The organism is Pseudomonas ekonensis, assembly GCF_019145435.1.
In the GTDB taxonomy this organism is placed as follows: domain Bacteria; phylum Pseudomonadota; class Gammaproteobacteria; order Pseudomonadales; family Pseudomonadaceae; genus Aquipseudomonas; species Aquipseudomonas ekonensis.
In genome coordinates this window covers 2,389,209-2,412,622 of the sequence record NZ_JAHSTS010000001.1, presented here as the reverse complement: position 1 = coordinate 2,412,622, position 23,414 = coordinate 2,389,209, and the positions used below count along the sequence as shown (strand labels likewise).

19 protein-coding genes are annotated in these 23,414 nt (G+C 64.7%); 13 read left to right on the top strand and 6 right to left on the bottom strand.

The features are described 5' to 3' along the window. Positions 1–17: 17 nt before the first annotated feature. A complete protein-coding gene (locus KVG96_RS10595) occupies positions 18–998 on the bottom strand; it encodes an AraC family transcriptional regulator ligand-binding domain-containing protein (protein ID WP_217891990.1) in 981 nt (326 codons plus the stop codon). 68 nt (positions 999–1,066) lie between these two features. On the opposite strand from KVG96_RS10595, the gene KVG96_RS10590 reads away from it, so the two are divergent. Together KVG96_RS10590 and KVG96_RS10585 are read left to right on the top strand one after the other, a co-directional pair. After that, entirely contained in the window at positions 1,067–1,921 is an 855-nt protein-coding gene (locus tag KVG96_RS10590; protein ID WP_217891989.1) for a sterol desaturase family protein, read from the top strand. Beyond that, positions 1,918–2,514 carry an NADPH-dependent FMN reductase gene (locus KVG96_RS10585; RefSeq protein WP_217891988.1) on the top strand — a complete coding sequence of 199 codons (597 nt, stop codon included), beginning with the start codon at positions 1,918–1,920 and terminating at the stop codon, positions 2,512–2,514. Before KVG96_RS10590 ends, KVG96_RS10585 begins: the two co-directional genes overlap by 4 nt. Positions 2,515–2,568: 54 nt before the next feature. Here KVG96_RS10585 and KVG96_RS10580 read toward each other — a convergent pair whose 3' ends face one another. From KVG96_RS10580 to KVG96_RS10570, 3 genes are all read right to left on the bottom strand, one after another. After that, positions 2,569–3,612 carry an alpha-xenorhabdolysin family binary toxin subunit B gene (locus KVG96_RS10580; RefSeq protein WP_217891987.1) on the bottom strand — a complete coding sequence of 348 codons (1,044 nt, stop codon included), beginning with the start codon at positions 3,610–3,612 and terminating at the stop codon, positions 2,569–2,571. A gap of 26 nt (positions 3,613–3,638) precedes the next feature. Further along, positions 3,639–4,838 (bottom strand): alpha-xenorhabdolysin family binary toxin subunit A, encoded by a 1,200-nt coding sequence (locus KVG96_RS10575; protein WP_217891986.1) that lies wholly within the window; start codon positions 4,836–4,838, stop codon positions 3,639–3,641. Positions 4,839–5,094: 256 nt separating this feature from the next. Then, the gene (locus KVG96_RS10570; RefSeq protein ID WP_217891985.1) at positions 5,095–6,000 is read right to left on the bottom strand and encodes a helix-turn-helix domain-containing protein; all 906 of its coding nucleotides are present in this window, start codon (positions 5,998–6,000) and stop codon (positions 5,095–5,097) included. 162 nt (positions 6,001–6,162) lie between these two features. Between KVG96_RS10570 and KVG96_RS10565 the strand changes: the two genes are divergently transcribed. From KVG96_RS10565 to KVG96_RS10545, 5 genes are all read left to right on the top strand, one after another. After that, the gene (locus tag KVG96_RS10565) at positions 6,163–7,521 is read left to right on the top strand and encodes a glutamine synthetase family protein (RefSeq protein ID WP_217891984.1); all 1,359 of its coding nucleotides are present in this window, start codon (positions 6,163–6,165) and stop codon (positions 7,519–7,521) included. A gap of 272 nt (positions 7,522–7,793) precedes the next feature. Beyond that, complete coding sequence (locus KVG96_RS10560; RefSeq protein ID WP_217891983.1) at positions 7,794–8,882, top strand: polyamine ABC transporter substrate-binding protein; 1,089 nt, start codon at positions 7,794–7,796, stop codon at positions 8,880–8,882. Beyond that, entirely contained in the window at positions 8,879–10,180 is a 1,302-nt protein-coding gene (locus KVG96_RS10555; RefSeq protein ID WP_217891982.1) for an NAD(P)/FAD-dependent oxidoreductase, read from the top strand. The genes KVG96_RS10560 and KVG96_RS10555 overlap by 4 nt, the downstream gene beginning before the upstream one ends. Before the next feature lie 104 nt (positions 10,181–10,284). Further along, complete coding sequence (locus KVG96_RS10550; protein ID WP_217891981.1) at positions 10,285–11,940, top strand: PqiB family protein; 1,656 nt, start codon at positions 10,285–10,287, stop codon at positions 11,938–11,940. A gap of 16 nt (positions 11,941–11,956) precedes the next feature. Then, positions 11,957–12,505, top strand: a complete 549-nt coding sequence (locus KVG96_RS10545) for a PqiC family protein (protein WP_217891980.1) — start codon at positions 11,957–11,959, stop codon at positions 12,503–12,505. Here the strand turns inward: KVG96_RS10545 and KVG96_RS10540 are convergent. Beyond that, positions 12,463–13,776 carry a sensor histidine kinase gene (locus tag KVG96_RS10540; RefSeq protein ID WP_217891979.1) on the bottom strand — a complete coding sequence of 438 codons (1,314 nt, stop codon included), beginning with the start codon at positions 13,774–13,776 and terminating at the stop codon, positions 12,463–12,465. The two genes, KVG96_RS10545 and KVG96_RS10540, sit on opposite strands and share 43 nt — an antisense overlap. Before the next feature lie 396 nt (positions 13,777–14,172). Between KVG96_RS10540 and pmrG the strand changes: the two genes are divergently transcribed. From pmrG to KVG96_RS10510, 6 genes are all read left to right on the top strand, one after another. Continuing rightward, positions 14,173–14,784 (top strand): lipopolysaccharide core heptose(II)-phosphate phosphatase PmrG, encoded by a 612-nt coding sequence (gene pmrG / locus KVG96_RS10535; protein WP_217892467.1) that lies wholly within the window; start codon positions 14,173–14,175, stop codon positions 14,782–14,784. Between the two features lie 282 nt (positions 14,785–15,066). Continuing rightward, on the top strand, positions 15,067–16,788 hold the full coding sequence (gene arnT, locus KVG96_RS10530) for a lipid IV(A) 4-amino-4-deoxy-L-arabinosyltransferase (RefSeq protein WP_217891978.1): 1,722 nt from the start codon (positions 15,067–15,069) through the stop codon (positions 16,786–16,788). Then, positions 16,785–18,320 carry an ArnT family glycosyltransferase gene (locus KVG96_RS10525; protein ID WP_217891977.1) on the top strand — a complete coding sequence of 512 codons (1,536 nt, stop codon included), beginning with the start codon at positions 16,785–16,787 and terminating at the stop codon, positions 18,318–18,320. The genes arnT and KVG96_RS10525 overlap by 4 nt, the downstream gene beginning before the upstream one ends. Before the next feature lie 209 nt (positions 18,321–18,529). Next, positions 18,530–19,543 (top strand): iron ABC transporter substrate-binding protein, encoded by a 1,014-nt coding sequence (locus KVG96_RS10520; RefSeq protein ID WP_217891976.1) that lies wholly within the window; start codon positions 18,530–18,532, stop codon positions 19,541–19,543. A 3-nt stretch (positions 19,544–19,546) separates the two neighbouring features. Beyond that, complete coding sequence (locus KVG96_RS10515; RefSeq protein WP_217891975.1) at positions 19,547–21,142, top strand: ABC transporter permease; 1,596 nt, start codon at positions 19,547–19,549, stop codon at positions 21,140–21,142. Beyond that, the gene (locus tag KVG96_RS10510; RefSeq protein WP_217891974.1) at positions 21,139–22,194 is read left to right on the top strand and encodes an ABC transporter ATP-binding protein; all 1,056 of its coding nucleotides are present in this window, start codon (positions 21,139–21,141) and stop codon (positions 22,192–22,194) included. Before KVG96_RS10515 ends, KVG96_RS10510 begins: the two co-directional genes overlap by 4 nt. Here the strand turns inward: KVG96_RS10510 and KVG96_RS10505 are convergent, their stop codons facing one another. Then, on the bottom strand, positions 22,195–23,085 hold the full coding sequence (locus KVG96_RS10505) for a site-specific integrase (protein ID WP_217891973.1): 891 nt from the start codon (positions 23,083–23,085) through the stop codon (positions 22,195–22,197). Positions 23,086–23,414: the final 329 nt, after the last annotated feature.

Genomic DNA, 23,414 nt, shown 5'->3' with positions numbered 1-23,414 from the left:
TTTAGCGTAGTTATAATTTATTTGCATGCTTCGTCATCCATATCGCCACGCCACCGCTTGCGCGCATGCACGTAAGCCGCCAGATCGTTGTAGCCCAATTGAGCTGCGATTTCCGCCCGGCTGAGCCCTTGCAGTTCCAGGTACTGTTCCGTCTCGGCGCGAACCCGGTCGAACAGCTGGCGAAACGTCAGGCCTTCCTCCTCCAGACGCCGGCGCAATGTCCGGGCACTTTGGTGCAACGCTTGCGCCTGGGTTTCCAGGCTGGGCTTCTGGCTCGCCAGCAGAGCCTGGCGGATGCCCTGCGCCACCCGCCCCGCCCAGCCGCTGAGCCGTTGCTGACGGGCCAGACGCCGGTCAAGTTCCTGGCACAGCACCTCCATCATCCCGACGTGCGCGGTAAGAAGCGGCCGCTGCAGACTGGCGCGATCGTAATAGACACGGTTGTGGCCGCAGCCGAACCGTACGTCCTCGCCGAACCACTGGGTGTATTCGGCGTGATAGTCCGGCTTTTCATGCGCGAAGCAGGCTCGCTGCGGCAGAACCGCCCTGTCCATGCCGGCCCGCAGCACGCTGACCGACATCACGCAGTAATGCTCGACCACATAACGCGCCAGGCTCGCCGGCGCATCGATGCGCAGTTCCACGCCGAGCCAGTCACCCTCCTCGACCAGTTCCACATGGTCCATGTCCGACGCCAGCGACGCGTAGCGCGCCCAGAAGCGGATCGCCTCTTCGAGATTGGCGCTGAACAGGCAGGAATGGGCCAGCACGTGCCAGTCCTGACGGCGGAAATGGGAGAAAAGATGCAGGCCGATGGCCGGATCATGGACGGCGGCCTTGGCCCAAAGCTGCTCCAGGGCGACCATGCTGTAGTGGGTTCGCGGCTGTGAGGAACGGCTGTGGAGATAACGCTCCAGCACCCGCCCCAATGGCCCGCGGTGAAACCGCTCCGGCATCGGGTTGGCCGCTTCTCGGGTGATTCTGTCCGTTTTGCGCATATCGTGCGGCGGGCCCTTGGTTTTTTATTGTCTGGCACCGGCCTTGTCGGCCCCAACCAGAGAGTGCCATGAATACAACAACAATAACCAACAGTCCGATCCCGATCATCAGCGCCATCCTGATCGGCTTCATCGTCCTCGAAATCGCCTGCGCCTGTTTCAGGCAGCCCCGTGCCCAGCGTCGTGACGCGGTCATCGAAATCATCGGTTCAGGCCTGCTGATGGGCGTCACGCTGCCGCTGGTGACGTTCCTCAGCGCCTGGCTGCTCGACCGTTTCGCGCCGCAGACCAAAGACAGCCTCGCCGGCCTGCACTGGCTGCTCGGGCTGGGCCTGTTCCTGGTGCTGGACGACATGACCCAATACTGGTGGCACCGCCTCAGCCACAAGGTGCCGTTCCTGTACTCGCTGCACCGTGCCCATCATTCGGCGCCGTACATGAGCATCCGCATCGTCTACCGCAACAACAGCTTCTATTACCTGCTGATGCCCGGGCTGTGGTTCTCCGGCGCCCTGCTCTACATGGGCCTGGCCCCGGTGTACTTTGGCTACCTGATCGTCAAGATGCTGGTGATTTTCGGGGCCCACAGCAGCGTGCCGTGGGATGACCGGCTGTACCGTATCCCGGCGCTGCGCCCGTTGATGTGGCTGCTGGAGCGCACCATCTCCACACCTGCCACCCATTCCGCACACCACGGGCTCAATGCCGACGACGACGTGACCCACTACAAGGGCAACTTCGGCAACCTGTTGTTCTTCTGGGACGTGCTGTTCGGTTCGGCCAGGATCACCCGGCGCCGGCCGGAACACTACGGCATCGAGGACATGCGCCCGGTCAGCTGGCAGCACGAACTGTTCTGGCCGCTGGTGCGCGACAAACGCCCGCAACCCAAGACAACCGCCAACCGGGAGCTGGCCCAATGAGCCTGAACATCGTCCTCATCGCCGGCTCCAGTCAGCCCGACAGTCAATCGGCGAAAGTCGCTGCCTACCTCGCGGGGCGTTTGCAAGACTTGCGACTGTGCAGCCACCCCAGTGTCATTGACGTTGGACGCGAGCCGTTGCCGCTGTGGCCCGCCGAAGACACCCAAGGGATCTGGGCCGATCACGCCGCGTTGCTGCGCCAGGCAGACGCACTGGTTGTGCTCACTCCGGAATGGCACGGCATGGCCTGCCCGGCGCTGAAGAACCTGTTCGTCCACGCCGGCTACCGCGAACTCGGCCACAAGCCTGCGTTGCTGGTGGGCGTGTCGTCCGGCCAGGGCGGCGCCTACCCGCTCTCCGAACTGCGTGCTTCAAGCTACAAGAACTGCCGCATCTGCTACCTGCCCGAACAGCTGATCGTGCGTCAGGTGGAGTCGGTGATGAACGGTCCCGACAGCGCCGGCCCCGACGATCTGCGCATCCGCCGCCGCGCCGACTGGGCCCTTGGCGTGCTCGGCGAATACGCCAAGGCGCTGGCCGGCCTCGGCGCACGCCTGCACCCTGAAGACCCGGAGTTCGTCAACGGCATGTGAAACCTTTGCCCTTGATGGCGGCGGCCAACCGCAGGGGTTGGCCGCCGACGTCACTCAGTCGATCAGGATCGCGTTGTAGTCGATGCTCAGCGTCTCAATATGAACGTGATAGCGGTTCAGCAGGGTCGTCAGGTCCCTGGGCGTGTAGTCCGTGCTGCGCAGCCGCTCCACCGCCATCGCAAAGCCCTTCCAGACGTTGGCCACGGCCATCACCTCCTCGCCCGCGATCCGCCGGCGACGGCTGATCTCGACGACCGCCAGCGCGTCCGACAACCCGTCCTCGGCACTGTCGAGTTCATCGTTGAGCCGCTCCTCTTGCTGGGCGATGGCCTCGATTTCCCTGTCCAGGTTGCCGCGGGCGGTGGCCAGTTCCATGTACTTGATGCCCTCGGACACCATGCCCAGCACTTTGCGGACGAGCTCGATGCCCTGCTTCACCGCTTCCTTCTTCGGGTTCTCCATATCGATGCCGTCGAGGGCTTCGCCCGACGGGATGTAGTTCTTGTACATGTCGGCCAGGTTGAACTCGCGGATCACCTCCTGCGCCTTGATCAGCGTGTCCCGCTGTTCGGTGCACAGAGCCTTGTTGCGCGCATGTTCGTTCAGCTCGGCGAGGATCCGGGTCTTGCGGGATTTGGCGACCTTGAGCGGATCGTCCGCCCGCCCGTCGATCTCCACCTTGTAGACACTGTGCACCTCGTTCTCCAGACGCCGGGCGCATTCGCAGAACCGCGTCTCGACGCGGTCGAGCATCGCCTCGACGGTGGCCTTGAGGTTGCGCACCTCATCGCTCACGAGCGCGCGGTCCTCGGCGCTCAAGTCATGCCTGCCCAGGGCGTCCCACAGCTCCTCGAGGGCGGCGAAATGACTTTGGCCGCTGGCGCTGTCCAGGGCGGTCAACAGCACCGGAAACGACTCGCGCAAGGTACGGTCGGTGTTGTTCAGGTAAGCCGCGACCTGATGCGCCCGCTCCTGCAGGACATCGTCCCGTTCGTGGCGAAAGCGCGCCAGGGTCGCGATGTCGCGGATGGTCTGCACGATCTTCTTCACGTCGATGGCAGGCATGTTCTGGGTGTGGATCGGGGTTGCGCCGTTCATGGCAATGCTCCTCATCAAGGAAAGGGTCACTTGAAGTTCTTTTTGTATTCGTCCAGCGCCTGGTTGAAGGTCTCCAGCAACTCGCCGGCGGTGTTCTTCACATCGCGCCACGGGTCGATCACCAGGGCGAACTCGGCCACGAACGTGGTCAGGCGCAACGCATCGTCGATGCGCTCGAACTGCGACGCGGACGCGTCGATCTTGCTGAGGATGGTTTGCCACATCGTATTGAGGATGTTCAGCGCCGCTTCGGCCCCGGCCATGCGGATGCCGATGTCGCCGAAGTTGGACATCGAGCTTTCGATGGCGCTTTGCAGGCTCTGCTTGGCGCTGACCGACGCTTGCAGGGCATCGACCTCATCCTTCAGGGCATTGCGCTCCTTCCTCGCGCTCTCGGCCTTCGGCCCGAAGATCGACCCGGTGATCGGCCACAGGATCGGCAAGCCACCGGAAAAGGACATGCCCACGTAGTAGTCGTAGTCCTTGTCCAGCTGGGTGATCCGGGCTTTCTTCTCCTTGAGGGTTTCCCGGGAGTCGGCGATCGACGCGAGCAGGTTGTTGCGCTCCATCAGGTCGTACTTGCCCTTGACCTCCGATTGCAGCCCGAACACCCGCTTGCCGCTCGACAGGTCGCCGCCGGCCAGCTCGATCTTGAAGTTCGAGATGCGCTCCTTGAGCTCCCGGGTCGCCGCCTGCTGACGCTGGATGTCGACCTTCATCAACCGGATGATTTGCGTCACCGCCGTGGCGACCTCGCCGTCGTCCGAGGTGTACTTGATGCCGGCCAGGTCATTGCCGGTCATTTGCCCGAGCGTCGTGCGGACGCGCTCCATGATCGGCATTTCCTTGATCACCGACAGGATCTCGCCGCCGCTGCTGACGATGTTCTTGGCGGCGGACGTCAGGTCGATGCTCTGCTGCAGGATCTTGCTTTCCACCGCGTCCCAACTGGCGGCGTGGATCCTGATCTTCTTGAACAGGCCCTGGATGTCGACCGGTTCGAGCCCGGCGATGTCGATCTTCTTGTACTTGAGGTAGGACTCGACCTCCGGCAGCTCGCCGGGCAGCGACAGGCCCTTCTTCACATACTGTTTGATCTTGATGACATCTTCTTTGGTCAGCAGCCCGGCATCGCGGGCGACCCCCGGATATTGCCCGGCGATCAGATGCAGGACGGCCTGGGGAAGTGTGTTGGCGCTATCTTTTTCGTTCAATGGAACAGCCATCTCGTATGCCTCGTTTCATGTGAACCGATGCACCGTTTGCATCGGTTCGCAGAACGCTAGATGGCCTTGAAAAGCACAGCAAACTTGCGGGCCGACAACGTTAAGTTAATTCAAGCCATTGATTTTGTTTATAAAAATCCAAATAAGCGACTTCTGGGAAACATCAAGCCACATATGCCGGATACGTCCTACGCCCCGGCACTACAGACACCCTGACGGTAAAGAATCCTGCCCTCGGCACTCAACAGAAGTCCGTTTACTTATTGCCCCGTTTCAGCGTCTCGCTGGGCAACTCTTTAAACAGCGCCCGGTAACTGTTGGAGAACCGCCCCAAGTGCCAGAACGACCAGTTCATGGCCACTTCCGCTACGGTGGTTGCCCCGCCGCTGCGGTTGAGCAGTTCACGCCGGGCGCTGTTGAGCCTGCGCAGGCGCAGCCAGTGGGTCGGGGACATGCCCGTGTAGGCCTTGAACGCTTGCTGCAACTGGCGCAGCGACACCCCGGCGACCTGCGATAGCTCCAGCAGGTTGACGGTTTCCTCCGGCGAGTCCGCCGCCCATTCGCCCACGCGCTTCATGATCATCCGCTCGTCGGCCCTGCGTTGCTGGGCACCGCGGTCCAGGCACAGCCGGGCGTTGTCGAGGATGAACAGGCAGTCCTCCAGCAACTGAAGGGTCAGCGCGTCTTTGGTCGTCGGGTCGAAGGTCTGCGCCAGCCGGGTCAGGGTCGCACTGAGCCAGCGGCTGAACAACGCGTTCTGCCCGCCGTTGAGCGGCGCCATGAACAGCCCTTCCAGCCGCGCCACGTCCAGGCCGTGCTGGCGGACGAAGTCGGGGCCGAACACCACGGCGATCTCCTGGTAGTTCTCCGGGGTGATCCAGATGTTGCGGCTCTCTTCGTTGAGCAGGTAGAGCGCGTTGTCGCTGCGGTCGAAACAGAACGCCAGCGCCCCCGGCGGCGCACTGAAATTCTGCTCGACCCGGGTGTTCATCTGCTCTTCGTAGACCTCCACGCCCTCAAGGTCCAGGTAGCGGATACGCCCGGCGAAATGCCCCGGCGACATCTGCTGGTAATGCTGCACCCAACCCGGCGTGGCGCGGATCTGTTCGGTGACGTCGGCGGTGTCGAAGGCTTGGACCTGGATCGGATTACACGTTGTCATGGGAGACCTTGCGCACTCTTTTGGTGCGCTTTGGTGCTGCTGAAAGTGGATAGATGGAACCGCAAGGCCCGCCCAAGATAGACGCCAACGCGCCACAGGGGAAGCCTGCGGCAGATGAAACCGTATTCCCGGCGCGTCAACAAAACCAACGACGAGGTCTTTATGAACGCCCCTTTCGATCAGCTGTTCACATGGCTGAAAGATCACAAGATTACCGAAGTGGAATGCGTGGTCAGCGACCTGACCGGCATCGCCCGCGGCAAGATCGCACCGACCAACAAGTTCCTGCATGAGCGAGGCATGCGCCTGCCGGAGAGTGTGCTGCTGCAAACGGTAACCGGGGATTTCGTCGACGACGACATCTACTACGACCTGCTCGACCCGGCCGACATCGACATGGTCTGCAAACCGGTGAGCGACGCGGTGTACGTGGTGCCGTGGGCCATCGAGCCGACTGCCATCGTGATCCACGACACCTTCGACAAGTTCGGCAACCCGATCGAACTGTCGCCGCGCAACGTGCTGAAAAAGGTTCTGCAGCTGTACACCGACAAGGGCTGGAAGCCGATCGTGGCGCCGGAAATGGAGTTCTACCTGACCCAGCGCTGCGAAGACCCGGACCTGCCGCTCAAGGCGCCGCTGGGCCGTTCGGGACGGGCCGAGAGCGGTCGCCAGTCGTTTTCCATCGACGCGGCCAACGAGTTCGACCCGCTGTTCGAAGACGTCTACGACTGGTGCGAACTGCAAGGCCTGGATCTGGACACGCTGATCCACGAAGACGGCCCGGCGCAGATGGAGATCAACTTTCGCCACGGCGACGCGCTGGACCTGGCCGACCAGATCACCGTGTTCAAACGCACCCTGCGCGAGGCGGCGCTCAAGCACAACGTCACCGCCACCTTCATGGCCAAGCCGATCGGCGACGAGCCCGGCAGCGCCATGCACCTGCACCAGAGCGTGGTGGACATCGCCACCGGCCAGCCGATCTTCGCCGACGACGACGGCTCCATGAGCACGCTGTTCCGCCACCACATCGGCGGCCTGCAGAAGTTCATCCCCAAGGTGCTGCCGATGTTCGCGCCGAACGTGAACTCGTTCCGCCGCTTCCTGCCGGACACCTCGGCGCCGGTCAATGTCGAATGGGGCGAAGAGAACCGCACCGTCGGCCTGCGGGTGCCGACATCGGGGCCGGAATCGATGCGCGTGGAAAACCGCCTGCCCGGCGCTGACGCCAACCCGTACCTGGCCATCGCCGCCAGTCTGCTGTGCGGCTACATCGGCATGGTCGAAGGCGTCGAGCCGAGCGCTGCCGTGGAAGGCCGGGCCTATGAACGGCGCAACCTGCGCCTGCCGATCACCATCGAAGACGCCCTGACCCAGATGGAAGAGTGCGAGACCGTCGCCGGCTACCTGGGCGACAAGTTCGTGCGCGGCTACGTGGCGGTCAAACGGGCCGAGCACGAGAACTTCAAGCGGGTGATCAGTTCCTGGGAGCGGGAATTCCTGCTGCTGAGCGTCTGAACCACCGCAATCCCCTGTAGGAGCGAGCCTGCTCGCGAGAGGCCGGCACAGCCAGCATCTTGATTGAGTGATCTGCCGCCATCGCCAGCAGGCTGGCGCCTACAGAAACCGCAACACCGAAACACCGCATTCCCCTGTGGGAGCGGGCTTGCCCGCGATAGGGCCAGCACAGCCAACATCTTCGTCGGCTGACCCGCCGTCATCGCCAGCAAGCTAGTTCCCACAGGAAACGCAGCAACCCGAAAATTCCAACAATGCCAAGAGGTGTCGCCATGCGTCCGTTGAAATCCATGATCCCCGCCGCCCTCGCGCTGCTGTGCAGCGCCGCGGTCCAGGCCCAACCCCAGGTCAGCGTCTACAACTGGACCGACTACATCGGCGAGACCACCCTCGCCGACTTCCAGGCCAGCAGCGGGATCAAGGTGATCTACGACGTCTTCGACTCCAACGAAACCCTGGAAGGCAAACTGCTCGCCGGCCGCACCGGCTACGACGTAGTGGTGCCCTCCAACCACTTCCTGGCCCGCCAGGTGAAGGCCGGCGCGTTCCTCAAACTCGACCGTTCGCAATTGCCGAACTGGAAGAACCTCGACCCCAAACTGCTGGCCCTGCTGGAAAAGAACGACGCCGGCAACGAACACTCCGTGCCTTACCTCTGGGGCACCAACGGCATCGGCTACAACGTCGACAAGGTCAAGCAAGTGCTGGGCGTCGACCGCATCGACTCCTGGGCCGTGCTGTTCGAGCCGCAGAACCTGAAGAAACTCACCCAGTGCGGCGTGTCGATGATGGACTCGGCCGACGAAGTCTTCCCCGCCGTCCTCAACTACATGGGCCTGGATCCGCGCAGCGAAAGCCCGGACGACTACAAGAAGGCCGAAGAGAAACTGCTGAGCATCCGCCCCTACATCACCTACTTCCACTCCTCCAAGTACGTGTCGGACCTGGCCAACGGCGACATCTGCGTGGCGTTCGGCTATTCCGGCGACGTGTTCCAGGCCGCCAACCGCGCCAAGGAAGCCAAGAACGGCGTGAACATCGCCTACGCGATCCCCAAGGAAGGCGCCAACCTGTGGTTCGACCTGCTGGCCATCCCCGCCGACGCCAGCAACCCCAAAGAAGCCCACGCCTTCATCAATTACCTGCTCGACCCGCAAGTGATCGCCAAGGTCAGCGCCTCGGTGGGCTACGCCAACCCCAACCCTGCGGCCAAGCCGTACATGGACGCCGAGCTGGTCAACAACCCTGAGGTCTACCCGTCCCAGGCGGTGCTCGACAAGCTCTACATCTCCTCTACCCCGCCCCAGTCGATCATGCGTCTGATGACCCGGTCCTGGAGCAAAGTGAAGTCGAACAAATGAATCAGTACACCCAGGAACATACCCGCTCCTACTACGCCGCCTCGGCCCGCGCGGCCTCGCCCTACCCGGTTCTGGACAGCGACCTCGTCGCCGACGTCTGCGTGATCGGCGGCGGCTTCACCGGCGTCAACACCGCCATCGAACTGGCGCAACGCGGCCTCTCGGTGGTGTTGCTGGAGGGCCGGCGGATCGGCTGGGGCGCCAGCGGGCGCAACGGCGGGCAGTTGATCCGTGGCATCGGCCATGACGTCGAAGGCTTCGCCCGCCACGTCGGCAGCGACGGCGTACGCTACCTTCAACAGGCCGGGATCGACTCGGTGGAGCTGGTGCGCCGGCGCATCGCCGAGCACGGCATCGAGTGCGACCTGCGCTGGGGCTTCTGCGAACTGGCCAACACCGCCGCGCAGTTCGAGGCGTTCAAGGCCGAACAGGACAGCCTGGCGAAATCTGGCTATGCCCATGAGACGCGGCTGGTGGCGCCGGAACAGATCCGCCGGCAGGTGGTGAACGCCGGGGTCTACCAGGGCGGCCTGATCGACATGGGCTCGGGCCACCTGCACCCGCTGGACCTGGTGCAGGGCGAAGCCCGGGTGGCCGCTGGGCTGGGGGTACGGATCTTCGAGCAGAGCCAGGTGCAGGAGATCGTCCACGGCGACACCGTGCAGGTGCGCTGCGCCCAAGGCACCGTGCGCGCCGGCCGCCTGGTGCTGGGCTGCAACGCACACCTGGACGGGCTCGAACAGAAACTCAGCGGCAAGGTGCTGCCCGCCGGCAGCTACATCATCGCCACCGAGCCCCTGTCGCCGGAGCGTGCCGCCGAACTGATCCCGCAGAACCTGGCGCTGTGCGACCAGAAAGTCGGCCTCGACTACTACCGGCTCTCGGCGGACCGTCGCCTGCTGTTCGGCGGCGCCTGCCACTATTCCGGGCGGGACCCGGCGGACATCGCCGCGTACATGCGGCCGAAGATGCTCAAGGTGTTCCCGCAACTGGCCGATGTGCGCATCGATTACCAGTGGGGCGGCAAGATCGGCATCACCGCCAACCGCTTTCCGCAGGTCGGCCGGCTCAAGCAGCACCCGAACGTGTTCTACGCCCAGGGCTACTCCGGCCATGGCCTGAACGTCACCCACTGGTGCGCGAAACTGCTCGGCGAGGCGATCCACGCCGGCCACAGCCAAGGCATGGACGTGTTCAGCGGCGTGCCGCACATGACCTTCCCCGGCGGCCCGGCCCTGCGCTCGCCGCTGCTGGCGCTGGGCATGTTCTGGTACCGCCTGCGGGAAATCCTCGGCTGACGGCTTCGCCGGCCCGCATTTGCTCTCTCGCAAAGCACTTCTATATTGATGAAGTGCTTTTGCGTTCCTGACGCTCATTGCCGAACACACCCCGGAGGTCATGGATGGAGACGTCAGCCGCGAGCCCGCCGCCCGCACCCGGCCCCGCCCCGGTCAAGACCCGGCGCTTCAACGTGTCGCTGGTGTGGATCGTGCCGATCGTCGCGGTGCTGGTGGGCATATCGCTGGTGGTGCACAACCTGATGCAGGAAGGCCCGACCATCACCGTCTCGTTCAAGACCGGCAGCGGCCTGACCGCCAACAAGACCGAGGTCAAGTACCGCAACGTGGTGATCGGCCACGTGACCGACGTCGAGTTGAGCAACGACCAGAAAAGCGTCAACGCCACGGTCAAGCTGTCCAAGCAGGCCGAGACCTTCACCCGCAAGGACTCGCAGTTCTGGGTGGTGCGCCCGCGCATCGGCGCCGGCGGCGTGTCGGGCATCGACACGTTGCTCTCCGGCGACTACATCGGAGCCGACATCGGGCAGTCCAACAGCCGGGCCAAGCACTTCACCGGGCTGGAGAACCCGCCGCCGATCACCTACGGCGAACCGGGCAAGCGCTTCAATCTGCACACCCAGGACCTGGGCTCGCTGGACATCGGTTCGCCGGTCTACTACCGCAAGATCCCGGTGGGCCAGGTCGTCGCCTACGCGCTGGACGCCGACGGCAAAGGCGTGACCGTCGAAGTGTTCATCCATGCGCCCAACGATGCCTACGTGACCGAAAACACCCGGTTCTGGAACGCCAGCGGCCTGGACGTGAACGTCGGCGCCAACGGCTTCGCGGTCAAGACCGAATCGCTGTCCACCCTGCTGGTCGGCGGCGTCGCCTTCCGTGCGCCGGAGTACAGCCCCAACGACGTGGCGGCCGAAGAGCTCAAGACCTTCGACCTGTTCGACGACCAGCAGACCGCCCTCGCCCCGCCCAACGGCAAGCCGCAATACCTGAGCCTGCGGTTCGACCAGGCGCTGCGCGGGCTCAAGGTCGATGCGCCGGTGGAGTTCCTCGGCATGGAAGTGGGCCGGGTGGTGAGCGTCAACCTGGACTTCGACGAAAAGAAACGCAGCTTCCCGGTCAACGTCGGCATCGTGATCTACCCGCAGCGCCTGGGCCAGGCCCACATCAAGATGCTCAAGGTGCTCAAGCACAATCCTGAGGACGAAGCCGCCGCCGTGCGGCTGATCGGCACCTTCGTCGAGAACGGCCTGCGCGCCCAGGCCCGCAGCGGCAACCTTTTGACCGGCCAGCTGTACATCGCCCTGGACTTCTTTCCGAAAGCCGAAAAGGTCGCGTTCGACCCGACCCTGCGTCCCATCATGATCCCGACCATCCCCGGCAGCCTCGAACAGTTGCAGGAGAAGCTCGAAGCCGTGATCGACAAGCTCAACAAGCTGCCGGTGGAACGGATCGCCGGCAACCTGGACGGCAACCTGGTGGAACTGCGCAAAGGCCTGACCCAGTTCAACGCCAAGACGCTGCCCGGCGTGCAGAACACCCTGTCCGACGTGAGCAAGACCTTGCAGTCGGCCAATTCGACCCTGGCCGAAGACTCGCCGCAGCGCGAACAGCTGACCCGCACGCTGGATGAACTCGGACGCATGTCGCGCTCGCTGCGCGAACTCTCGGATTACCTGGGCCGGCACCCGGAATCCTTGATCCGCGGACGTCCCGACAACGCCGCGCCGCTGGACCTCAAAGGTCCGCCGCGCAACTGAGCACAGGAGCTGTCCCATGGCCTCACCGCTGAAAACCGCCGTGCTCGCCGCGTGCCTGCTGCTCGGCGCCTGCCGCAGCGACCCGATCAGCTTCCACACCCTGACCCCGGCGCAACCGGCCGCCGACCGCTCCGGCCCGGACATCGCCCTGGAAGGCATCAGCGTGCCGCCGCAGGTGGACCGGCCGCAGATCGTCATCCGCCAGGGCAACAGCGGCCTGGCGATCCTGGAAACCGAATGGTGGGGGGCGAGCCTGGCCGATGAGTTGCGCAGCACCCTGACCGATCAGATGGGCAATGCCGGCAGTCCGCGCAAGGCGTCGGTGCTGATCGAGATCCAGCGCTTCGATTCGGTGCCCGGCCAGTACGGGCTGATCGACGTCAAATGGCAGTTGCGGGCGGCGGGCGGCGACGGTGCGCGGCTCGCCTGCCGTTCGACCCTGCGCACGCCGTCCGGGCCGTCGATCGATGAGTTGGTGAGTGCCCAGCAGAACAACGTCAAACGCCTGGCCGCGCTGATCATTCAGGCGGCGGGCGGCAACCGGGGGTGCCCGACGGCCTCCTGAACCGGCGGCGTCAGTTCCACCGCGAAGCGGCAGCCGTTGGGCTCGCGGGTGGTGAGCTCCACCGTCCAGCGCTGCCGGGTGCAGATCCGCTGCACCAGCGACAGCCCCAGGCCGAGCCCTTCGCCACGACGCTCGTCGCCTCGCACGAACGGCTGGAACATCGCCGGGCGCTGTTCCTCGGGGATGCCGATGCCGCTGTCCTCCACCACGAAGCCGCTTTGCGTCAGCGTGAGGCGCACGTAGCCCTTATCCGTGTAGTGCCAGGCATTGCGCAGCAGGTTGCCCATCACCGATTGCAGAAACGTCAGGTTAAAGCGCTCCGAATGGGTCGGGTTCGGGTCGTAGAAAAACGCCAGGCCCTTCTCCCGGATCAACCGGCCCCAGATCTCCGCCTGGGCGTCCGCCACCTGCCTGAGCGTGGCGCAGATGTCGTTGCCGGTGTCGTCCTGGGCACGGGCCAACATCAGGAAGGTGTCCACCAGTTGGCGCATCTCATGGCTGGCCCTGGCGATACGGTTCACCTGCGCAGCGGAGCGTGTATCCAGCGAAGGGTTGGCGAGCAGCAGCTCGCAGGAACCGGACAGCACCATCAGCGGCGTGCGCAGTTCGTGGCTGACGTCGGCGGTGAACAGCTTTTCCCGGCTCAGGGTCTCGCGCAGGCGCCCCAGCGTCTGGTCGAACGACAGCGCCAACTCGCCCACCTCATCGGCCGCGTAGTCCGGGTGCAGCGGCGGCGCCAGTTCCAGCAACTGATCGCGGTGACGCACCTGACGCGCCAGGCGAATCACCGGCGCCATCACCCTGCGCGCCAGCAGACGGCCCAGCACCAGCGCCAGCAGAACACTCAGCAGAAACCCGACGGTCACCACGACGAACAGCAGGTGCTCGCGCTTCTCCAGGCTTTCCTGGTCGCGCAGCAGCACGTACTTGCGCCCGCCGACCAGTTCCACCATGGCAAAGAACGCATCGTCGCCGAACGTCACCTCCTGAAAGCCCGGCGGCAATGCCGCCAGCGCCGGGGTGAGCGCCAACGGCCCCGGCCCCCCCTCGAAGTAGAAAAGTTCATCCTTTTCCGGGCGATGGTTCCACCGGCTGATGTCATCCATCGACAACAGTCGGCGTAATCCGCCGCTCAGGGCGGTGCTCGTCAGCTTGTGCTCCACCACATGGACGGTGGCCACGATGCCCACGGCAAACACTCCCGCGACGACGGCGCTCATCAGGGCAAACACGATGACGATGCGCTTGCTCAGGCTTTGCTTGAGATCCATTCGGTTCGGTGACTCCAGGGCTTTGGCAGGCGCGTTCCGGGCTGCACGGCATGGGGCGACAAACCGTCGTCCCTGATGAAGTTGAAAAAATACAACTTCAGCGCAGCCGTCAATGTTTGTAAGCCAGAAGCCCAAACAAAATTCGGATTTGAGTTTATTTATCAATTACCGGATTAGTTGCGGATCTACGGCTCTGGCATTTTTTTCACATGTTCTTCACCACCCCCCGACGAGCAGCTGCGTAGTGTTCAGCTGCGGTTCATGTTCCCCGTGATCAAAGTTGATTTAATAGTTGGCACTCCCCGTGCCTGACTTATTCAGAAAGTTCTAAGGGGCCACGCCTTGGGAGAGTCCGTGCAATTCATTTCCGCCAATAAGAGAGGGCGCTTGAAACATATGCGCATACTGGTGCTGTTGGCCTGGCTCCTGCCGCTGGCCGCGCTGGTCAGCGGGTTTGTCTGGTGGCCGCGAACGCCCACTTATCTGGGCAACGCCGGGCCTGCCGAAACCAGCCGGCTGATCACGGCCTGGAAGGCTGGCGAAGTGGTTGCGCTGGTGCGTCATACCGAACGCTGCGACCGCTCGGAGAACCTTTGCCTGGGGCCGGCCGACGGCATCACGCAGGTGGGCAGCGCGGCGGCGACCGCCGTGGGGCAAGGCTTCGCGCACCTGGGCATGGACCAGGCCCAAGTGCTGAGCAGCCCGATGACACGGACCGCGCAGACCGCGCACTTCATGTTCGGCCACGACGCCGACACCCAGGAATGGCTGGCCACCTGCGGCCCCACGCTGCGCAATGACGTGGTGGCGCACAAGGTCGCGCAACATAACCTGGTGCTGGTGACCCACAGCGGCTGCATCAGCGATTTCGAGAAACAGACCGGGTTCCCCCATGCGGCCACCGCAGAATATGGCAGCGCACTGTTCGTACGCATCGGCGGCAAGGGTCAACTTGAAGTACTGGGTATAGTCAACGCCGACACTTGGACACAACTTGCCCAGAAGTAATGCCGCAACAGAAACAGTGACGTTATCGGTCAGTTCGAATGCCTGTCTTTTCATTAATTTGTAAAGAAAGGTGTATTCCAGTCCGCCCAACTGGACATCCGCCCTGTTTGGGCTTGTCTTAATCGCGAGCGCGCCTGCCTGGAAGTCGGGACGCACTCTGAATACAGGAAACATCCGTAGCCCGATCACACGCCTGCATTCATTCAACCCGATGGCCCACCGACGCAGGAACCTGTCGGCAGGGCCGTTGAACCCTGCACTCCGCCCCACCAAGGCTTTGTCATGACGTCCCAAAACAATCCGCTGCGACACGCTGCCCGTCCCATCCCCCTGAACCGTCCCGACGCCGGCTTCGAACGCTGGGCCATCCTCGGCCTGATCCTGGCGTTCGCCGTGTTCTACCTGCTGCCGTTGATGAACCACGGCCTGTGGATCCCGGACGAGACCCGCTACGGCCAGATCAGCCAGGAAATGCTCCAGAGCGGCAACTGGATCGCCCCGCACTTCATGGGCATCCGCTACTTCGAGAAGCCCGCCGGCGGCTACTGGCTGATCGCGATCGGCCAGGCGGTCTTCGGCGAGAACCTGTTCGGTGTGCGCATCGCCTCGGCCCTGAGCACCGGGGCCAGCGTCTGGCTGGCCTACCTGCTGGCCCGCCGCCTGTGGAACTCGCCGCGCATCAGCGCCGCCTGCGCCCTGCTCTACATGAGCTTCGGCCTGATCGCCGGCCAGGCCGGGTACGCCAACCTCGACCCGCAGTTCACCCTGTGGGTCAACCTGAGCCTGGTGGCGGTGTGGTTCGCCCTCGACGGCCAGACGCCAAGGGGCCGGTTGGGCGGCTGGGCATCGTTGGGGCTGGCCTGCGGCATGGGGTTCCTGACCAAGGGGTTCCTGGCCCTGATGCTGCCGGTGCTGATCGTGCTGCCTTACATGGTCTGGCAGCGCCGCTTCGGCGAACTGCTGCGCTACGGCCCGCTGGCCGTGCTGGTGGCGACGCTGGTCAGCCTGCCGTGGGTGATCGCCGTGCATTACCGGGAGCCGGACTTCTGGCGTTTCTTCTTCTGGCACGAGCACATCCGCCGTTTCGCCGCCGGCGACGCGGCGCAGCATGCCCGTCCATGGTGGTTCTACCTGCCGCTGCTGTTCGCCTCCACCCTGCCCTGGGCAGTGCTGCTGCCGTCGACGCTGATGCGCACCTGGCGGGAACGGCGCGAACCGAAAACCGCGTTCCTCGCCCTGTGGTTCCTCCTGCCGCTGGCCTTCTTCAGCCTCAGCAGCGGCAAGCTGCCGACCTACATCATGCCGTGCCTGCTGCCGCTGGCCCTGCTGATGGGGCACACCGTGGTGGCCTGGCTGGACAACAGCCGCCGCCGCGTCCTGCGCCTGAACGGCATCATCAACACCGTGGTGGCCAGCGTCGCACTGGTGGCCCTGCTCTACCTGCAGAGCAAGCGCGAACTCTACGAAAACACCGAGATGTTCAGCCTGTCGCTGGCCTACATCGTGCTGATCGGCTGGATCATCGCCAACGCCCTGCAAACGCTGCGGCCGTTGACGCTGTGGGCGATGCCGGCGCTGGGCATCGGCCTGCTGGTGGCCCTGCTGCCGGCGGCGATGCCGGCGAAGATCGTCGACAGCAAGATGCCCGACCAATTCATCGCCGAGCACCAGCAGGCGCTGGGCGCCACCGCTTCGCTGTTGAGCAACGACCTGGGTGCGGCCTCGGCCCTGTCATGGCGGCTGAACCGGCCGCAAGTGGATCTGTTCAACACCGTCGGCGAGCTGAAGTACGGCCTCGACGACCCGGCCATGGCCAACCGCAAGGTCAGCCTCGAAGGCGTCGGCCAATGGATGACCGAAGCCCGCAAGAAAGGCTCGGTGGGTGTGGTGATGCGCGTCAACAACACCCTGGAGGAACAGGAAATCGAACAGTTGCCGGTGGACGGCCAGCGTTTCCGCCGCGGTGACCTGCACATCTTCATCTTTCCCCAGAGCCAGCCATGACCGCACCCAATGAACGGCGCGACGACCGTCGCGCCCTGTGGCTTCTGCTGGGCGCCAGTGCCCTGATGCTGATGCTGGGCCTCGGCGGCCGCGAGCTCTGGGGCGCCGAAACCCGCTGGGCCAACATCGCGTTGCAGATGCTGCAAAGCGGCGACTACTTCGACCCGTACCTCAAGGGCGGCGCCTATTACGACAAGCCGCTGCTCTCCTACTGGCTGATCACCGCCAGCACCTGGCTGACCGGCGGCCTGGGCCACTGGTCGCTGCGCCTGTCGTCGGTGGTGGCGGCGTGGTTCAGCGTCTGGCTGGTCTACCTGCTGGGCGAACGCCTGTTCCGCAAGGGCACCGGGCTGATCGCCGGGTGGATGCTGGCGACCACCTTCTACTTCGTGTTCTGGGCCCGGGTCGCCACCGCCGACATCCTCACCGTGTGCGGGGTGCTGGCGGCGGTCTGGTGGTACTGGCGCGGGCCGGACGACAGCCGTTTCTCGCGCTATGTGGTGTTCTGCCTGCTGCTGGCCCTGACCTCGTTGTTCAAGGGCCTGATCGGCTTCATCTTGCCGGGGCTGGTGCTGCTGCCGCACCTGCTGGAGGACGGCCGCTGGAAACGCCACCTCAACCTGCGCCTGGGCGCCGCGCTGCTGGTGGCCGGGGCGTTCTACATGACGCCGTTCCTGCTCTCGCACCTGTACGGCGCGCCGAACTACGGCGAAAGCGGCCTGGGCCTGGTGCTGCGGGAAAACGTGGTGCGCTTCTTCCAGCCGTTCGACAACATCGGGCCGATCTGGACCTATCTCGTCTACCTGCCGGTCTACACCCTGCCGTGGGCACCGTGCTGGATCATTGCGCTGTGGGTGGCGGTGCGCCACTGGCGGCACATCGAACCGGACACCCGCCGGCTGATCCAGGGCCTGGGCCTGTTGCTGCTGTTCTTCACCGCCAGCGGCAGCCGGCGCAGCTACTACGTGCTGCCGCTGGTGCCGTTCGCGCAATTGCTCGGCGCCTGGTGGATCACCCGGCGCATGGCGGCGCGTGAAGCCCAAGGGCGGTTCGGCGGCAATCGGCTCAAGGCCGGATTCGCCGCCGCCACGGTGCTGACGCTCGGCGTGCTGGGCGTCCTCTACCCGTGGACCAACAGCGGCGGCGGCGTGATCCGTTTCGGCGAAACCGTGCGCCAGCAGGCCAGCCTGCAAGCGCCGCTCAAGCAGTGGGAGATGGTGATGGTCGAGGTGGACAACAAAGTGCCGATGTACCTGCAGACCGGCGGCGCCCCCTTCTACTACGTGCAGGAAACCCAGGACTTCCCCCGCGCCGGCGACACCGCCGCGCTGATGGCCTGGCTTGAGCGCACCAGCGGCCGCCACTGGGATCCGCAGCGCACGATCATCGTCGCGCAGTACCGCCCCGGCGATCCGTTGCCCCTGGATTATCTGGGTGCGGACCACCAGGTCGTCACCACCACCCCCACCCGCGGCGAACAGGTCTTCCATGTCCGCCAGGACCAGAGCGTGGCCTACATCCCCCGCACCTGAGCGACAACGCTTCTGTGTGACGCACGGCAACCCTGCACTTGTCGAGTGACTGCTAACCTGAATGGCAATGACATGTATTAACGGTTTGTTTGACGTTTTTTTCTCATTTGCCTCTCTACATTGCCAGCCACCCGACATTTGCAACTCATTCGCATTGCCAGGCACGCGACGGGTTGCCGATCACGTCCCACCACAGGAGCTGTCCCGCCATGAGTCCACGCGTCCCGTCCTTCCTGAAACTCGCTGCGCTCACTGCCGCACTTTTCGGGGCTGGCCATGCCTTCGCCGCCGATTCCGTCGGCATCGTGGTCTACAACGCCCAGCACGAGACCTTGACCAAGGCCTGGGTCGCCGGTTTCACCGAAGAGACCGGCATCCCGGTGACCATCCGCAACGGCGACGACACCGAAATGGGCAACCAGTTGGTGCAGGAAGGCAAGGCCTCTCCGGCGGACGTGTTCCTCACCGAGAACTCCCCGGCCATGGTGCTGGTGGACAACGCCAAGCTGTTCGCGCCGGTGGCCCCGGCCACCCTGGAGCAGGTGGACGCCGCCTACCGCCCGGCCCATGGCCAGTGGGTCGGCATCGCGGCCCGCTCCACCGTGTTCGTCTACAACCCGGCCAAACTGGCGGAAAAGGACCTGCCCAAATCCTTGATGGACCTGGCCGACCCAGCCTGGAAAGGCCGCTGGGCCGCCTCCCCGGCCGGCGCGGATTTCCAGGCCATCGTCGCCGCCGTCCTGCAGCAGAAAGGCGAAGCCGCCACGCTGGACTGGCTCAAGGCCATGAAGACCAACGCCACCGCCTACCGCGGCAACAGCGCGGTGCTCAAGGCCGTGAACGCCGGGCAGATCGACAGCGGCGTCATCTACCACTATTACAGCTTCGTCGATCAGTCCAAGACCGGCGAGAACAGCAAGAACACCGCCCTGCACTACTTCCGGCACCAGGATCCGGGTGCCTTCGTGAGCATTTCCGGCGGTGGCGTGCTGGCGTCCAGCAAGCACCAGGAGGAAGCCCAGGCGTTCCTCAAGTACATCACCGGCAAGCAAGGCCAGGAGGTGCTGCGCACCGGCAAGTCGTTTGAGTACGCCGTGGGCAAGGACGCCGGTTCCAACCCCAAACTGGTGCCGTTGAAGGATCTGGACGCGCCGAAAGTCGATGCGTCGAAGCTCGACAGCAAGAAAGCCGTCGAACTGATGACCCAGGCCGGACTGTTGTAATTGATGCCCGAACCTCTACCGGCGGGGGTCGCTGCGGCGCCGCCCGCCAACCTGTCACGTCGCAGCCGCGCCCTCAACGGGCGCGGCGGTTCGTGGGTGGTCGTGCTGGCGGTGGCGGTGTCGCTATTGTCGCTGCTGCCGATCGGGTTCGTGATCGGCGTGTCGTGGTACACCGGCTGGGCGACCATCGAAGCACTGGTGTTCCGCCCGCGCGTGGCCGAACTGCTGGTCAACACCGTGCTGCTGGTGCTGATCACCCTGCCCATCTGCATCGTGCTCGGTACGGCGCTGGCCTGGCTCACCGAACGCACGGACCTGCCGGGCCGGCGGATCTGGTCACTGCTGGCGGTCGCGCCGCTGGCGGTGCCGGCCTTCGTGCACAGTTACGCCTGGGTCAGCCTGGTGCCTTCGATCCACGGGTTGCCGGCCGGTGTGCTGGTGTCCGTGATCGCCTATTTCCCGTTCCTCTATTTGCCGATCGCGGCGACGCTGCGGCGCCTGGATCCGGCCATCGAAGACGTGGCCGAATCCCTCGGCCTGAAGCCCCGTGCGGTGTTCTTCCGGGTGGTGCTGCCGCAACTGCGCCTGGCCATCTGCGGCGGCGCGCTGCTGGTGGGCCTGCATCTGCTGGCCGAATACGGCCTGTACGCGATGATCCGCTTCGACACGTTCACCACGGCGATCTTCGACCAGTTCAAGTCCACCTTCAACGGCCCGGCCGCCAACATGCTGGCCGGGGTGTTGGCGCTGTGCTGCCTGGCGATGCTCACCGTCGAGTCCGCCGCCCGGGGCCAGGCCCGATATGCCCGGGTCGGTTCCGGCAGCGCCCGCGAACAGCGCACCGTGCGCCTGCGCCCGGCCACGGCCGCCTTCGGCCTGGTCCTGCAAACGGTGACGTGCCTGCTGGCCTTGGGCGTGCCGCTGCTGACCCTGGGCCGCTGGCTGATCGCCGGCGGCGCCGAGGTCTGGCAAGGCGACGAGCTGCTGCCGGCCCTGCTCCAGACCCTGTCGTTCGGCGTGGCCGGCGCGCTGCTGACCAGCCTCGCGGCAATCCCCATCGCCTGGCTGTCGATCCGTGCCCCCGGCAAGCTGCAACGCCTGCTCGAAGGCTGCAACTACATCACCAGCGCATTGCCGGGGATCGTCGTGGCCCTGGCCCTGGTCACCGTGACGATCCACTTCGCCCGGCCGATCTACCAGACCACCCTCACCGTGCTGCTGGCGTACCTGCTGATGTTCCTGCCCCGGGCGCTGGTCAGCCTGCGCGCCGGTTTCGCCCAGGCGCCGGTGGAGCTGGAGAACATCGCCCAGAGCCTGGGCCGCTCGCCGCTGCGGGCCTTGTGGCTGATCACCCTGCGCCTGGCCGCACCGGGTGCGGCGGCGGGCGCGGCGCTGGTGTTCCTGGCGATCACCAACGAACTGACCGCCACCTTGCTGCTCGCGCCCAACGGCACACGCACCTTGGCCACCGGCTTCTGGGCCATGACCAGCGAAATCGACTACGCCGCCGCAGCGCCCTACGCCCTGCTGATGGTGATCCTGTCGCTGCCGCTGACGGCCATCCTCTATCACCAATCCAGACGCAGTGCCGGCCGATGAACGCTCTCGAACTCAAGTCCATTCGCAAAACCTTCGGCGCACAGACGGCGCTGGACGACGTCAGCCTGTCGGTGCCCACCGGCAGCCGCACGGTGATCGTCGGCCCGTCCGGCTCCGGCAAGACCACCCTGCTGCGCATGATCGCCGGCTTCGAATTCCCCGACGCCGGCAGCCTCACGCTCAACGGCCAGACGCTGGTGGACAGCACCCACGCGGTGCCGGCCTACCAGCGCCAGATCGGCTATGTGCCGCAGGACGGCGCGCTGTTCCCGCACATGACGGTGGCCGCCAACATCGGTTTCGGCCTGGCGGAGACCGGCGTCGCCCGCAGCGAACGGATCGCCGAACTGATGGACAGCGTGGCGCTGGACGCCGACATGGCCACGCGCTGGCCCCACGAGCTGTCCGGCGGCCAGCAGCAGCGGGTGTCGCTGGCCCGGGCGCTGGCCCAGCAACCGCGGCTGATGCTGCTGGACGAACCGTTCTCCGCCCTCGACACCGGCCTGCGCGGCGCCATGCGCAAGATGGTCGCGCGCCTGCTGGAAGCAGCCGGCGTGACCACCATTCTGGTCACCCACGATCAAAGCGAGGCGCTGTCGTTCGCCGATCAGCTGGCGGTCATGCGCAGCGGACGGCTGGTGCAGTCCGGCCACCCGATGGACCTGTACCGCTACCCGGACGACGAGCAGACCGCGCGTTTTCTCGGCGAAGCGGTGGTGATGCCCGCGCGGATCGAGTCTGGCTGGGCCGATTGCGACCTGGGCCGGGTGCCGGTCAACAGCAACGGTTTCTGCGGCGATGCGCAGATCATGCTGCGCCCCGAACAGCTGCTGCTGTCCGACGCGGCCGATGCGCAGGGCTGCAACGCCGTGGTCACCGAGCGGGATTTTGGCGGCAACACCTGCACCCTGACCGTGGAACTGCGCCCGCCTGAGGCCGCAGACGCCGGGCGTTCACTGCTGGTGCGCAGCTCCGGCATGCACGCGCCGCCGGCCGGCAGCGCCGTGCAACTGTCGGTGCTGGGGGCGGCTCACGTCTTCGACGCCGTATGATCAGAGGTCGAAGCGGTCCACGGCCCGCCGCCGCTCGTTGTCGTCGCGCACGTCGTAGTTGGCGGTGGTCTGGATGTTGCTGTGGTGCGCCAGCTTCTGCGCGATCGACAGGTCGTGCTCCTCGATCACCCGGGTGATGAACGAGCGGCGGAAGTCGTGGGGCATGATCTTCACCCCGACCTGGGTGCCGCGCTGGCGGGCGATGTAGTAGATCGCATGTTTGGTGATGCGCTCGCGGGTGATGTGGCTGCCGCGCCGGATGCGGTTGAACAGGAACGGATCGTCGCGTTCGCCTTCCTTGAGCTGAGAACGGCGCAGTTCGAGCCAGGCGTCGAGCTTGGCGAACGCCCAGGCCGGCGCGTACTTGATCAGTTGCTTGTTGCCCTTGCCGGTGACGCACAGACTGCGTTCGCTGAAGTCCACCTGGTGCAGATCCAGGTCCACCGACTCCGACTTGCGCATGCCGGTGCCGTACAGCAAGGCGATGATCGCCGCGTCGCGCAACCCCTGCGGACGCGGGTCGGCGGCGCAGACTTCCATCAGTTCGTGGATCAGGGTGCGTTTGAGGTTGCGCCCCTGGGACAGCCGTGTGCCGGCGATGCCTTTGACCGAACGCATCTTCAACAGATGTTCGTGACTGATCAGGCTCATGCGCCAGGCTTCGTTCATGACGCCGCGAACGGCATTCACATACAGCGAAGAAGTGTTCGGCGCGTAGTTGTCGGCGCGCAATGCGGCCACCAGCGCAACAACATCTTCCGGTTGCAGCGCGTGCCAGGGAATGTCTTCGACGTTCACGTCTTCAAACCCCAGGCGGTCGGCGGCGTCTTGCAGCACATAGCGCATGGTGAGTTGGCTGGAAGGCGCCAGACGCGCCAGATACAGGGACATCGGGCTGGTTGCGGAATCTTTTGAAGGTGCAGCGGGTAAGTCGATCAAACGATAGGCCTTGAATAAAAACGGTTCAGTACTGCAACTAACAACTGCAATGAGACTTATCTAAAGAGCGTTTTCCGTAGGACTTTTCCACAAAAGAACGCGATAAACGGTAGAAGCCTGAACACTGGCTGTATGACTTTGAGATAAACGATTCGCCGACCGGTTTTTCATATTCCTTTCACAAAATCGAGCATAACCTTAAGTTCGATTGATCCTCAGCCGGCACCGACCAACCTGCCGGGCAACGCCTGAAAAGTCAACCAAACCCCGACGTCATGTTG